The sequence below is a fragment of the Frankia sp. CgMI4 genome, assembly GCF_001756285.1.
Lineage (GTDB): Bacteria > Actinomycetota > Actinomycetes > Frankiales > Frankiaceae > Frankia > Frankia casuarinae.
The window spans coordinates 1-13,557 of record NZ_MAQZ01000083.1 but is presented as its reverse complement, the minus strand read 5'-3'; the positions used below and the strand labels follow the sequence as shown (position 1 = coordinate 13,557).

Sequence of the window (13,557 nt, the reverse complement as noted above, 5' to 3'; positions counted from 1 at the left end):
AATACCCAGGAACTTAGGATCAAATCAGGCCTGGGACTACGGTGGGTGGCGGTCCCGCGGGTAGGTGCCAGAATTCGGTTGCGGATGGCGCTGGTCATGAGGCAGACCGCGATGCCGGACCGGCAAGCATGGGGCGGGTTGCGGTGGCGTTGATGTCGAGCAGGTGAACGACCGCGTCGGTGCTGAGCACGACGAGGGTGTTCGATCCGAGCAGGACAGGCTGGGTGGTGACGGGCGCCGCGACGTCGCCGACCAGCAGCGGACCAGCGGGGCTGTCCAGTTGCCAGATACTRCCATCGAGCAGCACGATCATCGGTCCGAGTGGGGTATGGACGGCAGTGGTGGGCGCGCCGGTACCAGTGGACCGGTAGGGACCGTAGGCGGGGCGCAGCCCGTGCAGGTGCTGGCGGTCGAGGATGCCGCCGTGATCCGGGTCGAGCCGGTGCGCGATGCCGTCGCCGGTGACGAGCACGATTGCCTCGTCGGTGACCAGGGGAGCGGCTGTGGAGAAGCGGCCGGTCAGGGTGGTGYGCCACCGAGTCTGGCCGGTGGAGAGGTTCAGCCRCTCGAGGGTGGGTCCGGCGGTACGGAGCAGCAGCGCATCGGTCCCGTCAATGGCGACCAGCGAGCTGGAGGGCGGTGGTGTGCCGGGCGGATCGGTCCAGGTGATGGTGCCGTCGCGCAGGTCCAGGGCGGTCAGGCCCGGGGTGGGGCCGCCGAGGGGCAGCACGGCCAAGCGGTCGGTGGCCAGACCGGTTCCGTAGGTGAGCAGGGTGTCGACCTGGCCGAGCTGGTCGCGGTGCCAGGCGATATCCCCGGTGTCGAGGTCCAGGCAGGTGACGCCGCCGACGTCACCGACGATCAGCCGGCCCGCCGCGGTGAGGATGGGGGTGGCTAGCAGCCGGCGTCGCTGCCGGTGTGGGAGGTGTCGGGTCCAATGGGGTGCGCCGGTGGCTGGGGCGAGCGCGGTGAGGGTGCCCGCATGGCTGCACGCCAGGATCTGGTCATGGCCGGCGAGAACGCCGGTGATGGGGTCGTCTGCGGCGCGCACCGTCCACAGCACGTCGACTCGGCTGTCGTTACTGCCGGTGTTGGAGGGGTGTAGGCGGGTCAGGTGTCCTGCGCCGTGGGTGTCGGTGCTCGGTGCGATGACGGTGCCGGCGATGGTCGCGAGGGTGCCCAGATGTTGATGGGCGCCGATCGAGTGGCTGGTGGTGCGGGGCGAGGCCGGGGCATCGGCGCGAGACGTGGTCGGTGACCGTGGCGGTTTCGGTAGCGCCGGGATCGTGTCGTGCCGTAGATCCATAGTTCTCAAGCCGGGGGTGAGGGTGATGAGGCGGAGCTGCGGTGGTGACCAGTCCAGTCCGCCGAAGCTGGCTGCGGGCGTGCTGAGCAGGTGACAGCCGCCGACGTTGCGCTGCGCGTCGGCATGCCAATGTCCCGACAGGACGGCGAGGAGGCTGTCGGGTGCGGCACTGTAGCGGATCAGTTCGAGTGTGTCGTGGTCGGGCTGGTCGTGGGTGAGCACGACGACTGGCAGCCCGGGGGTTCGGGTGGCGAGATCGGTGATYATGAAGCGTTGCTGATCGGTGTCATCGATCGCGCACCAGGCGCTGAACCAGTCCAGGGCGAGGAGGTGCACGCCGGCCAGGTCAGCTGACCACCAGCGCGGGCCCATGGCCTGCTCGTAGCGGGTGAGGGTAGCCGCGCCGAGAAACCCGCCACCGTGGGGGGTGTCGCTGGGGTGGGGTTGGTGGCGGTGGCCGTAATGGTCGTGGTTACCCGGCACGATCTCTACCGGCAGCGGCGCTGCGGCGAGGGAGTCGAGTACGCGCCTGAACTCTTCGGGTGTGCCGTGGTCGGTGAGGTCACCGGTGATCACGGCGAATGCCGCGCCGTGGTCGGCTGCGGTCCGCAGCGCGTGGTGCAGGCCGCTGGTGGTGTCCGTCTGGTCGCCGTAGCGGGCGGCGAGCTCGACCGCCTGGGACGGGTCGCCGTCGATCGCGCTGACATGCGTGTCCGTGATGTGCGCGAATCGCAGCTCCCCTGAGGGAGCCGAGGGTGGTTGTGGATCGCTGCCGGTGCGGCTTGGGTGCAGCTGAAACAGCACCGGCTCCCCCGCTGCCGGGTGCTGCCACCAGCGGCCCGTCCAGCCGTTGGGGCGCCGGGCCCAGACCGGGCGCCCCGGCACGGTGCGGAGGCTGAACGAGYCGTCGTCGCGAGTGAATGTCCAGGTCCGCCCGTCGCTTACCGCGATCCCTGCGAGCGCGTTGCCGTGGATGGTGAGCACGGCGCCGATGATCTGCATGCCTGAGTCTAGTCTCCGACAATAGATCATTTACAACCCTTCGCATCATTATGTATGTAATTTCCTTACGGAAGTAAGATGTTGTTTAGATAAAGTTTCCCTTGGCCTGTCAGTGTCACCGCCATGACCCCACCCGGCCTCGCGCTGCCACCGCAGTCACAGGGGGCGGCCTCGACGAGGCTGTCCGGGTGGCCGGTGCTGTCCGGAACCGTCTGTACCGCTTAGTCCACTTGATGGAGGAACTGTCATGAAACTCAGCAGCGACCGCATCCTGACCACGCACACCGGCAGCCTGCCCCGACCGGCCGGGCTGGCCGAGCTGATCCGGGCCCGGGAACAGGAGACCCTCTCGGTCGCGGACGCCGAGTACCTGCCCGAGCGGATCGCGGACGCGGTTGGCGTGGTCGTCGGCCATCAGGCGCAGGTCGGGCTGGACGTGATCAGCGATGGCGAAATGAGCAAGATCGGGTACGCCACCTACGTCAAAGAACGCCTCACCGGTTTCGACGTGGACGTTGCCGTTCCCGAGGGCGGCGGCCTGTCGATCGCTGATCTGGACGACTACCCTGGCATGGCCGAACGTTCCCTGGCCGGCTTGGAGACCGCGACACCGACCTGTACCGGTCCGATCAGCTACACCGGCACCGCCTTGCTCGATACCGATCTGGCCAACTTCGCAGCCGGCGTCAGCTCAATCTCGGCAGGATCGGGTCAGCCGACCGAGCGGTTCATGAATGCCGCGTCACCTGGAGTTATCGCGCTCTATCTTCCGAACCAGTTCTATGCCAGTTTGGATGAGTACCTGTTCGCGTTGGCCGAAGGAATGAGGGCCGAGTACGAGGCGATCACCGCAGCCGGGCTGGTCCTGCAGATCGACGCCCCGGATCTGGCGATGGGTCGGCACATCCAGTACGCGCACCTGTCCGAGCAGGGATTCCTGGACCGGCTGCGCGTGCACGTTGAGGCGATCAACCACGCGCTACGCAATATCGACCCGGCGAGGGTGCGGGTGCACCTGTGCTGGGGCAACTACCAGGGCCCGCACCRCAAGGACGTCGGCCTGGACGTCATCCTGGACACGATCATTCAGCTCAAGGCCGATGGGCTGGTATTCGAGGCCGCCAATCACCGCCACGCACATGAATGGCAGGTGCTGGCCGACGCGAAGATTCCCGAGCAGAAGGTCCTCATCCCGGGTGTCATCGACACCTCCAGCGTCTACGTCGAACACCCCGAACTCATCGCCCAGCGCATCACCCGCTTCGCCGACATCGTCGGCCGCGAGCGCGTCAYCCCCGGAACCGACTGCGGCTTCGCGTCCTTCGCCACCTTCCTCGCCGTCGACGAGAGCCTGGCCTGGGCGAAACTCGAATCCCTCACCGCCGGCGCTCGACTGGCCAGCGATCGACTGTGGTCATGACCAGCACCACCCCGACCCACAGCACGACCGAGCACGACGCGGCGCTGCCGGTGCTCGACCTGCGCGAGTTCGACCCTGGCACTGATCCCGCGGTGCGCAGCCGGTTCCTTGAGCGACTGCGCGAGACCTGCCATGACGTGGGTTTCTTCTACCTGGTGGGGCACGGCATCKGTGACACCCTGTTCCGGGAGGTCGAGGAGGTCACCCGAGCGTTCTTCGCTCTGCCCGAAGCCGATCGAATGGCGATCGCGATGACCCGGTCGCCACACTTCCGTGGCTACACCCCACTGGGTGGTGAACTCACGAACGGTCGGGCCGACCGGCGCGAGGAGATCGACCTCGGCGAGGCCACCATCAAAGCCATCCACTACCCTCCGTCCGGACCTGGCTGCGATCATCAAGGCGTTGGCACCCACCGGGACTTCGSGCTGCTCACCTTCGTCCTGCAAGACGCCGTCGGTGGACTGCAGGTGGAGCGCGACGGATGCTTCTTCGACGTCCCGCATCTGCCCGGCGCCCTGGTCGTCAATCTCGGCGAAATGCTGCAGCTCGCCACCCACGGCTACCTCAAGGCCACCGTCCACCGCGTCATCAGCCCACCCGCTGGCGTGCGGCGATTCTCGGTTATCTACTTCTTCAACCCGCGCCTGGACGCCACCCTCACTCCCATCGACCTGCCCGCCGAACTTGCCGCCCAGGCAACGGGCGGACACAGCGCTGACCCGGACARCCCCATCCTCGCTACCTACGGCGAGAACATCCTCAAGGTGCGGCTGCGTGCCCACGCCGACGTCGCGCAACTCCACCACGCAGATTTGCTCGCCGCCGAGAGCTGACCTGATCCACCGGCACACCGCAACCCGCCTTCGTGCTGGCCCGCGCGCCCCGCGCCCCACGGCTCCCACGCGCGCCCAGTCATCCCCTGAACAGAAAGGCGATCCGCCATGACCGTTGATGCCCCGCCCGCATCGGTGGCAACGCATGTACCGCTACTGACCGAGGCCGAAACCCCGCCCGACCCACCGGTCACGAACCCGCTGCGAGGCAACCCCGGCATCGTCGGCATCCCGATTACCATCGCTGGCGCGCTCGGACTCGGCTTGGTCGACGCCGGCTACGTGCCCGCCGAGGCCGCCGCCGCCGGCATCCCGACCATCCTCGCCGCAACCTCGATCGGGCTGCTGCTGGCTACCGTCTGGGCCGCCGCGCTCGGGCAAAATGCCTCGGCTAGCCTGTTCGCCGTTTTTTTCGGCTTCTACGCCAGCTACGCCGCACTCGCCCTCGGACTCGGGCACAACTGGTACGGCATCCCCGATGCCCAGATCGTGCACACGCAAGCCATCTGGCTGATCTGCTGGCTGGTCACCATTGCCATGCTCACTCTGGTCACCATACGGCTACCTTGGAGCTTCACCCTGCTCCTCGGCCTGGTCGACGTCGCCCTCGTCCTGCTGCTCGTCGGCACCCTGGAGGCCAACACCACCTTCATCCATCTCGGCGGGTACGTGGTCTTCGCCTTCGTTGCCGTCGCCGTCTACCTGTATGTCGATCTTATGTGGAGCGAGACCGGTGGCCGTGGACTTCCTCTCGGTAAGCCTCTCGTATCTTGACTCGGTCGCTGTAACAAAGTTGCATCACAGCGTCTCTTCTTGATACAAGAGTTACACAGACGTTCTGGTTGACCGGCTCCTCGGAGGCTCACGTTGCTGACCGATTCCCTTGACCTCACGACCTGGCAGGCCAGTGGCGTTCTTCTCATGGACGGCTTCCTTGGCCCGGAGCGCCTGCGGGAGGTGCGACGCTGGGTCGATGAGATCGAGGCCCTGCCGGGCCGCGAGGACGGTCTGCTGCAGTACGACGAGACCACCGGGGACGGATTCTCGGTGCGGTGCCGCACCGAGAACATCGTGCCCTTCCATGACGGCATGCGTGCCTTGCTCACCCGGGGCACGCTGCTCGACATTGCCAGCATGTTGCTCGGCGAGCCCGCCGTCCTCTACAAAGAAAAGATCAACTATAAGGAACCCGGCGGCGCCGGGTTCGCCCCACACCAGGACGCGCCCGCCTACCCCTTTGTCCGGTCCACCATCACCTGCATGATCGCTATCGACGATTCCACCACCGACAATGGCTGCCTGGACGTCGTCGAAGGCATGCACCACGAGCCGCTCCCCACCGACGATGTCGGCTGCATCCCCGCCAGTCTCGCCGAGACCCTCCTCTGGAAACCCGTCCCCGTCCGCGCTGGGTCGTTGCTCTGGTTCAACTGGTACGTCCCGCACCGCTCCGGAGTCAACACCTCACCACATCGTCGCCGGGCCATCTACCTCACCTACAACGCAGCCTCCGACGGTGACCACCRCCACCACTACTACCAGGAAAAGCAGCACCGCCTAGCCGCCGGCACCGACCGAATCAGCCTCATCGGCCACTTCACCGGCGACAGCCACGTCAGCGCCCGGGGCGCCGAGGAATCTGCATGAATACCGACCGGCTCCTCCACGGCACCTTCACTGGCGCGGACGAGTTCTGCGATGAACTGTTCGCCTACCTCACCGCCGTTGGCCAAAGTCAATACGACGAAACCGTCACCCAACTCGAACACGCCCGGCAAACCGCCGCCCTCGCCGAAGCCGACGGCTATGACCAGGCCGCGCAGGTCGCCGCGCTGCTGCACGATATCGGCCATCTCCTCCTCGACGAACACGACGCGCACCACAATTTCCTCGCCGAAGACCTCCATCACGAAATCGTCGGAGCACGCTACCTGACCCGATGGTTCGGCCCCGATATCGGCACTCCGGTCGCGCTGCACGTCAAAGCCAAGCGCTATCTCGTGGCCACCGACCCCGCCTACGCCAACAGCCTGTCCGTAGCCTCCACCCGAAGCCTACGCGTCCAAGGCGGCCCGATGACTGGCAGAGAAGTCGATGCCTTCCTTTGCCTGCCACATGCCGACCTCGCCATCGCGTTGCGTCGATGGGACGACARCGCCAAGCGAGCCGGCGTCGCGGTACCGGAACTTGACCATTGGCGTCCGGCTGTCTGCCGGCTGGTCAATGAGGCTTCCGCGGTGGTTTGACAGGCGGGTATGGCCCCTGACCGCCCGTCATCCGTGAAGGCGAGGAACGCGTACTGTTCTGTGCGGGTCAGGCCCGTGCCGCGGGCGATACTCGTGCCCGCCGACGCGGAAGTCCAGCTCGTGATGGGCTGTCCCCGGCTCGTTGGGTAGATGGAACCAGCGCTTTCGTATTGCGAAGTCAGCGAAATCGGCCAAGATATGACTTGGCGCTGCCGCCAGGTGCGGGCCAGGGTGAACAACCCGTGAATGAGGGGTGAGCCTGCCGCCGTTGATACGGTGTCGCTGWCCGCTTCGCCGGTGAACTCGGCAAGGGTCGCGCCAAAGTCGGCGCACACGCCGCGCATCGTCCGTTCGCAGGCGTCGAGCATCGCCTCATCGAACACGCCACGCCGGTACTTCGTCTGGACCCGGCTGTTACGGGGCGAGTTCGTCGGCACGCCCACTCGCTCGGCGCGGGCGGCCCTGGTAGGAGGCGCGGTAGGCGGACGGCGTGTTGGCGGCGTCGCGGGCGAGGTGGATCCGCAGGTTGGCGGCGGTCCCCAGTCCGCAACGGGCGGCGATCCGATCCACCGGCAGGTCGGTCACCTCGAGCAGCAGCCGCGCCTCGGCGATCCGGTGGGCGAGCAGCCACTGCCTGGGCGTGACGCCGTACTCGGCGATGAAGCGCCGGGCGAACGTGCGCGTCGCGTAGCCAGCGTGGCCGGCGAGATCAGCGACGGACAGTGGCTCGGCGAGCCGTTCCAGCGCCCAGTCGCAGGTCGCGGCCAGCCTGCCAGGACCGCCAGAGCCGGGCTTTGGACCGGGCACCGGGCGGCGTAACAGCTGGGCTTGGCCGCCTGCGCGATGGGGCGCCACCACCAGCCGGCGGGCGACGCGGGTGGCGACGGCACTGCCGAGGTCGCGCCGCAGTATGTGCAGACACAGGTCGATCCCCGCGCACACTCCGGCGCTGGTGAGGATCCGCTCCCCGTCGACGTAGAGAACGTTCGGGTCCACCTGCACCGTCGGATGGCGGGCGGCGAGGTCGCCCGCGTCCTCCCAGTGGGTGGTGGCCCGCTGACCGTCGAGTAGCCCGGCGGCAGCGAGGGCGAACGCTCCGGTGCACACCGACATCAGTCTGACGCCGCGGTCGGCAGCCGCGCGCAGCGCGTCGAGCACCCCTGGTGCGGGTGTGACCAGTGGGGCGTACCCGGGGACGACGACGGTGTCAGCGGCATCCAGCGCGGCGAGCCCGTGCGCCACCTCCAAGGCGAAGCCGGTGGTGGTGGGCAGCGAGCCAGGCTGCTCCGTGCACAGCGTGAACGTGTAATGCTCGGCCAGGTCCAGGTGGCCGAACACCTGGGCCGGGATCGCGAGGTCCATCGCGACGGTGGCCGGGACCGCGAGGGCCACCACGGCGTGGCGAGTGGCCGTTTCCTTATGCAGCACGGCAGAACAGCCTATTCCGCTGCGCACTCGGCGCCCGGCACTCTGGCCTCGTGTCCAGCAAGCCGCTGCCCCGCCGGGCCGACCCGAAGGATGCGGACCCGATGACGACTCGAGACGCCGCCGACGCACCTGAAGTCGCGTCCCCTGCTGGTCGTAGCCGGCGGAACACGGCGCTGATTTTCGCCGCGACGCTCGCGTTCACGCTGTCGCTGGCCGGGTCGGCGTTGAAGAACACGATTCAAGTGGACTTCTCGCCGATCGCAGTGGACCTTGGTGTCAGCCGCGGGACGTTCGCCTGGTCGACGACGGTCTTCGCTGTGGTCATCGCGGTGGCGAGCCCGGTCGTCGGGGTGCTGGCCGATCGGTTCGGYGGCGCGGCCGTGCTGGTCAGCGGAACGGTGCTCGCCGGTGCCGCCTTCCTGATCTGCGCGGCGGCGCCGGGGGTGTCGCTGTTCGCGTCCGTCTACGGCGTGCTCGGCGCCTTCGCCTTCACGATGCTCTCGTACGTTCCATTGGGAAAGCTTGCCAGCGAGCTGTTCACCGCCCGCGGGGAGGGCCTGGCGTACGCGGTCATGACGAACGGCCCGGCTGTCGGGTTCATCGTGYTGGTGCCGCTGTGGGTGTGGCTCGGCGCGTTCGCGTCCTGGCGGGCCGTCTTCGTCGTCGCCGGTCTGTCGATGCTCCTCGTGCTGACCCCACTTGCGCTGCTGCTGTATCGGCTGTCCGGCCAGGACGAGCCGGCGCCTACGGCGACGCCGGGCACACCCGGGACCGCGGACGACGCGCGGCTCGGCTTCGGGGACCGGTTGCGGCTGGCAGCCGCCAACCCTGTGTTCCTGGCGCTGACCGTCGCGTTCACCGGCTGTGGGATCACGATGGCGTTTGTCGACGTTCACCTGGTCACCGATCTGCACGAACATGGCATGAGCCCGGGTGTCGTCAGTGGCACCCTCGCCATGCTGGGCGTCTTCGAGATCCTTGGCTCACTGGCCGCCGGCCGAAGGTGTGACCGGGGCCGGGTCCGGCAGACCCTGCTTGTCGGTTACGCGCTGCGCGGCGGGGCGATGGTGCTCGTCGCCTTCGACGCGACCGTAACCGCCTCGCTGGCCTTCGGGGTCATCTTCGGGGCGAGCTATCTGGCGACGGTGGTCGCGACCACGCTGTGGATTGGCCGGGTGCTGCCCGAGGGCGCCCGGGCCACCGGCCTCGGTCTGCTGTGGACGCTGCACAGCATCGGCGCCGCTCTCTCCAGCCAGCTGGGCGCGCTGGTCGCCGACTCGTACAACTCCTATACGCAGGTCGCGATGGGCGAGGCGCTGCTGGTCGGGGTGTCGTTCCTGCTGATCGCCCGGCTGCCCGCGCCACGCCCGGCGGCCGTCCCCGCCGGCGCTTCCCGGCAATGAGCGGTCTGCGTGGCACCCTGTCGAGCCCTGGAAAAACCGGCTGGCCTGGCGCCTGCGGGGCTGTCGGCTGCGGGTTCATCGGGCGCGGGCCCCGGCAGGCCTGGTCGCTGCGAACGCCCGGGCCAGATCGGCGACGATGTCCTCGACGTCCTCCAGGCCGACCGATAGGCGCAGCAGGCCGTCGGTGACGCCGGCGGAGTCGCGCTGTGCCGGCGTGAGCCGGCCGTGGGTGGTGCTTGCCGGATGGGTGATCATCGACTTGGTGTCCCCGATGTTTGTCGTGTTCGACACGAGCTCAAGCCGGTCGACAAACGACCAGCTGGCCTGCTGGCCGCCGTACAGCTCGAAGCTGATCACTCCGCCGTGCCCGGACTGTTGGGCGGCTACCAGCTCCCGCTGCGGGTGATCCGCGCTGCCGGTGTAGTGCACCGCCCGTACGTCCGGTTGGTCGGCTAGCCAGGCAGCCACCACCGCCGTGTTGGCGTCGTGCGCCCGCATCCGCACCGGCAGCGTCTCCAGGCTCTTCAGGAAGATCCACGCGTTGAACGGGCTGAGGCTCGGGCCCGCGGTGCGCAGCACACCGTGCAGCTCGGAGATCAGGCCCGCGCGGCCGGCGACAACGCCGCCGCCGCAGCGGCCCTGACCGTCGATGTACTTGCCGGCGGAGTGCAGAACGAGGTCTGCGCCAAACACGATCGGTTGCTGGAACACCGGGGTGCACAGGGTGTTGTCGACCAGCAGCAGCGCGCCGGCGGCATGTGCGAGCTCTGCGAGGTACYTGATGTCGGCCACGGCCATTACCGGGTTCGTGGGGCTCTCAACGACGAGCATCCTGGTCTGCGCACRCATTGCGCGCGCCCAGGCGGCCGGGTCGGTCACCGGAACGACGGTCGTCATGACGCCGAACCGGTCCAGATAGTGAGCATAGAGCCGGGTCGTGGTGCCGAAGACACCCTCCGCAAGCAGGACATGGTCCCCGCCGCGCAGCAGCCCGAGCGACACCGCCAAGAACGCGGCCATCCCGGACGCGGTCGCTACGGCGGACTCGGCACCCTCCAGCCGCGCGACGCGCTCCTCGAACGCGCGCACCGTCGGGTTCGTGAACCGGACGTAKACGTTGCCGGGGCGCCGCTGCGCGAACTTCTCCGCCGCGTCGTGCGAGTCGTCGAACAGGTAGCTCGACGTGAGTACCAGCGCCTCGCTGTGCTGGTCGTCAACGGACTGGCGATGGCCGGCACGCACCGCCTCCGTCGCCAGTCCGCGGCGGGTGCCGGAGGCCGTACGGTTGGAGGACGGAGGCGTCATGCGGGCAGCAGCCGTCCGGCCAGGTATTCCTGGTAGATGCCCTMGTACATGCCGTAGAACAGCTCGCAGGTATGCGCTACGGCGTAGAGCGCCTCCTGCTGCATCTGCTCCGTCGTGCACAGGTCTGCGACGAGGTCGAGGCCCTGCTGAGTGTGGGTGATGTCCTCGACCTGGTGCACCGAGAAGAACAGCAGGTCCCTCGGCTCGAGCCCGTACACCCGACCGAACAGGATGTCGCGGCTCTCGCTGCCTAGCTTCTCCAGGTTCTGCCCCTCGCTCGCGATGGTGACCGCGGCGGCACCGACGTGATAGCGATCCGGATCCTTCACCGCCGCGAGCCGGTAGTCGATCAGCTCCTGGGTCGTCGGCAGCGCGACGGCGGCATCCCGGGTCTCGTCGTCGATCCCGATCGCTAGCAGGAAGTCCTGCATCAGCTTGACGTGGTTCCGCGTCTTCGAGATCCGCCCGGTCTCCTCCTCGTAGAGGTTGTGCAGCAGGCGCCGCTTGTGCCGGGGGAGCGGGCAGTAGAAGAACAGGTGCTCGACGTAGGTAAGGAAGTGCTTGGTGAGCTGGTAGCCCTGTAGCGCTACCTGCTGGAGGAAACGCGGCTGAGGGTTGTCCGCGTCCAGTAGAAGCCCGAACACCGGGTGGGCGATGGTGAGGTGCTGGTGCAGGGTCTCCTCCAGGGACGCCCTGAACCTGTCCYGCGGGAGCGTCATCGGCTCGTCCTCTCTGCGATGGCGGCTTGTGGGGTGGTGTGGCGGCGAGTGGGATCGGCACGACGGGCCAGCCGGTCGGCCGTGACGGCCTGTAGCTCGGACACGGCGTGAGTCATGTAAAGGCCGCGGTGGCTGATGCCCCGCACTCGGCTGTAGTCGTCCAGCACGCCGTAGGTGGTGAACCCGAAGCCGCTCCAGACCCGGTGGGCTGGGGAGCCTTCGCGGACGTCGATGAGAACGCGCTCCACCCCGACGTCGGCGAGTCGCTCGCAGACGGCGAACACGAGCTCGATCACCGCACCGGTGCGACGGATCCGGGGACGCAGGTATGCCTTGCTGACCTCGCTGAGATGCCGGCAGTTCGGCATCGAGTTCAGGGCGACGACGCACATCGCGCAGACGCCCTCGTCGTCCTGGCCGAGCAGGACGAGCGCTTCGCCTGTGCCGACCCGACGGGCGAGGTCCTCCGCGAAGCCCACGCCCTGGGCCGGCGTAACCGGCTCGGTGAAGCCGAGGATGCCGTCATCGATCACGCTCGCGGCCAGCATCGAGGCGAGGTCCGTACTGTACGGACGAACATCCGTTGGCCAGGACCAGGTCATCCTGGTGCCGTCCGGCGGCTGGTCGGGTAGGTGGGTCATTGATCCTCCCGGTGGATCCGTCGGCGACCCTGCGGATCCAGTTCGCGGTCATGGCGGTCRCCTCCGCGGTCCACCGCCGGGCGACGTCAGGCAGCGGCCCGACAGTGRGCAGCTGTGTGGCCAGCGTGGGAGAGCGCTGGCTGCGGGCGCGCCGGGCGAACGCGGCGAGCCGCCGGCTTGCGGTATCGGCCAGGTAGCCCTCCGGGATCGGCGGGTACGGCGCGTCAGGGTCCGTGAGGAAGACCCGGACGTCGCGGCGGTACTCCCGCAGCAGCATGTCGGGCAGGTACTCCGGGTGACCTTGGACGAAGACCTGACGGACCCCGTCCTGACTGGTCGCTACCGCCCAGTCAGAGCCACCGGTAAGCAGCTCCAGGCGCACGCCGCAGGCGACGAGTTCGTCACGGTCCACAGTGTTCCATCGGGAATGCGGCATGGTGACGACGTCGGGCAGCCCGACGGTGAGCGGGCCGCGTCGTGCGACGGTCTGATGGTCGAGCACGCCGACCCTCTTGTGTGCCAGTCGGCGGCGCTGCACGCCGCACATCTGGTGGAGGGCTAAATGCGCAGACAGACAGGAGAACACAGTGAAGAAATTCCGTCTCCGGCTGAGGTCGAGAATCCGCTCGATCACCGGATAGCCCGGGTCCTTCTCTGGGTGGGAATTCTGTGGCTGTGCGCCGGTCACCACCAGAGCATCGAATGATGCTATTCGCTGCCAATCGCTTCGTGACCCCGGAAGATGGGGATGGCTGGTCGTCGGGTCGAGGTCCACCACATCGACGTGGACTGCCACTCTGGCGCTGTTCGCCGCGTTTCTTATCAGCCGGTCGAACTGCTGCCCTCCTGTTCCTCGGCCGGTGGCCGCCATGAGGTCAACGACTCCGACACGGAGGGATCCATGAGGTGGCTTCTCCGGCATCTTTCCTTCCCCTGTTCGACCGCAAGAATAGCCCCGCGCCGCTRCTCGCGGCCAGCTGTCGACGTGTCAGTTAGTTGATATAAACATTGCGTGCCGCGCGGTCCTCGCCGCACATCATGACGCACGCATGATGAGAGATGACATGATCGTTTCCGTCGAACATGTCACCCCACTCACGATGTGGATAGGCGCACCGGTTCTTCGCGCGGGCGGTCTGGTCGCCCGACCGGGTCGGCAGGGCCTCGGCAAGTTTGCTGGTAAGCAGACTTTCGGCGTTGTGTGGGGCTTCCAGTGGGGTTGCGTAGCGCGCTTCTGACGCGAGGCCGGGG

Annotated in this window: 13 protein-coding genes; 6 read left to right on the top strand and 7 right to left on the bottom strand. The window is 67.7% G+C overall.

Annotation, left to right across the window (positions count from 1 at the left end; genetic code table 11):
* Positions 1-94: 94 nt before the first annotated feature.
* A complete protein-coding gene (locus Manayef4_RS15585; protein ID WP_070132066.1) occupies positions 95-2,308 on the bottom strand; it encodes a PQQ-binding-like beta-propeller repeat protein in 2,214 nt (737 codons plus the stop codon).
* A gap of 247 nt (positions 2,309-2,555) precedes the next feature.
* Between Manayef4_RS15585 and Manayef4_RS15580 the strand changes: the two genes are divergently transcribed.
* The 5 genes from Manayef4_RS15580 to Manayef4_RS15560 all read left to right on the top strand — a co-directional run bounded on the left by Manayef4_RS15580 (position 2,556) and on the right by Manayef4_RS15560 (position 6,810).
* Positions 2,556-3,728: a cobalamin-independent methionine synthase II family protein gene (locus Manayef4_RS15580; protein ID WP_070132065.1), complete on the top strand. Its 1,173-nt coding sequence runs from the start codon at positions 2,556-2,558 to the stop codon at positions 3,726-3,728.
* Positions 3,725-4,564: a 2-oxoglutarate and iron-dependent oxygenase domain-containing protein gene (locus tag Manayef4_RS15575; RefSeq protein WP_070132077.1), complete on the top strand. Its 840-nt coding sequence runs from the start codon at positions 3,725-3,727 to the stop codon at positions 4,562-4,564. The genes Manayef4_RS15580 and Manayef4_RS15575 overlap by 4 nt, the downstream gene beginning before the upstream one ends.
* A gap of 108 nt (positions 4,565-4,672) precedes the next feature.
* Positions 4,673-5,338: a GPR1/FUN34/YaaH family transporter gene (locus Manayef4_RS15570; protein ID WP_011436424.1), complete on the top strand. Its 666-nt coding sequence runs from the start codon at positions 4,673-4,675 to the stop codon at positions 5,336-5,338.
* A 93-nt stretch (positions 5,339-5,431) separates the two neighbouring features.
* Entirely contained in the window at positions 5,432-6,211 is a 780-nt protein-coding gene (locus tag Manayef4_RS15565; RefSeq protein WP_070132064.1) for a phytanoyl-CoA dioxygenase family protein, read from the top strand.
* Positions 6,208-6,810 carry a phosphonate degradation HD-domain oxygenase gene (locus Manayef4_RS15560; RefSeq protein ID WP_070132063.1) on the top strand — a complete coding sequence of 201 codons (603 nt, stop codon included), beginning with the start codon at positions 6,208-6,210 and terminating at the stop codon, positions 6,808-6,810. Before Manayef4_RS15565 ends, Manayef4_RS15560 begins: the two co-directional genes overlap by 4 nt.
* 414 nt (positions 6,811-7,224) lie before the next feature.
* On the opposite strand, the gene Manayef4_RS15555 is transcribed toward Manayef4_RS15560, so the two are convergent.
* A complete protein-coding gene (locus tag Manayef4_RS15555) occupies positions 7,225-8,238 on the bottom strand; it encodes a helix-turn-helix domain-containing protein (RefSeq protein ID WP_023841230.1) in 1,014 nt (337 codons plus the stop codon).
* 101 nt (positions 8,239-8,339) lie between these two features.
* On the opposite strand from Manayef4_RS15555, the gene Manayef4_RS15550 reads away from it, so the two are divergent.
* Complete coding sequence (locus tag Manayef4_RS15550) at positions 8,340-9,641, top strand: MFS transporter (protein ID WP_011436428.1); 1,302 nt, start codon at positions 8,340-8,342, stop codon at positions 9,639-9,641.
* A gap of 75 nt (positions 9,642-9,716) precedes the next feature.
* Here Manayef4_RS15550 and Manayef4_RS15545 read toward each other — a convergent pair whose 3' ends face one another.
* From Manayef4_RS15545 to Manayef4_RS25405, 5 genes are all read right to left on the bottom strand, one after another.
* Positions 9,717-10,946 carry an O-succinylhomoserine sulfhydrylase gene (locus Manayef4_RS15545; RefSeq protein WP_070132062.1) on the bottom strand — a complete coding sequence of 410 codons (1,230 nt, stop codon included), beginning with the start codon at positions 10,944-10,946 and terminating at the stop codon, positions 9,717-9,719.
* Complete coding sequence (locus Manayef4_RS15540; protein ID WP_070132061.1) at positions 10,943-11,665, bottom strand: iron-containing redox enzyme family protein; 723 nt, start codon at positions 11,663-11,665, stop codon at positions 10,943-10,945. The genes Manayef4_RS15545 and Manayef4_RS15540 overlap by 4 nt, the downstream gene beginning before the upstream one ends.
* Positions 11,662-12,213 (bottom strand): hypothetical protein, encoded by a 552-nt coding sequence (locus tag Manayef4_RS15535; RefSeq protein ID WP_023841229.1) that lies wholly within the window; start codon positions 12,211-12,213, stop codon positions 11,662-11,664. The genes Manayef4_RS15540 and Manayef4_RS15535 overlap by 4 nt, the downstream gene beginning before the upstream one ends.
* Complete coding sequence (locus tag Manayef4_RS23170) at positions 12,188-13,228, bottom strand: homoserine O-succinyltransferase (RefSeq protein WP_083282485.1); 1,041 nt, start codon at positions 13,226-13,228, stop codon at positions 12,188-12,190. Before Manayef4_RS23170 ends, Manayef4_RS15535 begins: the two co-directional genes overlap by 26 nt.
* Positions 13,229-13,298: 70 nt before the next feature.
* Positions 13,299-13,557, bottom strand: a 259-nt coding sequence (locus tag Manayef4_RS25405) for a hypothetical protein (protein ID WP_217494123.1), incomplete at its 5' end; no start/stop codon positions are given.

Excerpts from the sequence above, each read along its gene's own strand:
- Manayef4_RS15570 (WP_011436424.1), top strand. The coding sequence starts at position 4,673 with ATGACCGTTGATGCCCCGCCCGCATCGGTGGCAACGCATGTACCGCTA.
- Manayef4_RS15535 (WP_023841229.1), bottom strand. The coding sequence starts at position 12,213 with ATGCTGGCCGCGAGCGTGATCGATGACGGCATCCTCGGCTTCACCGAG.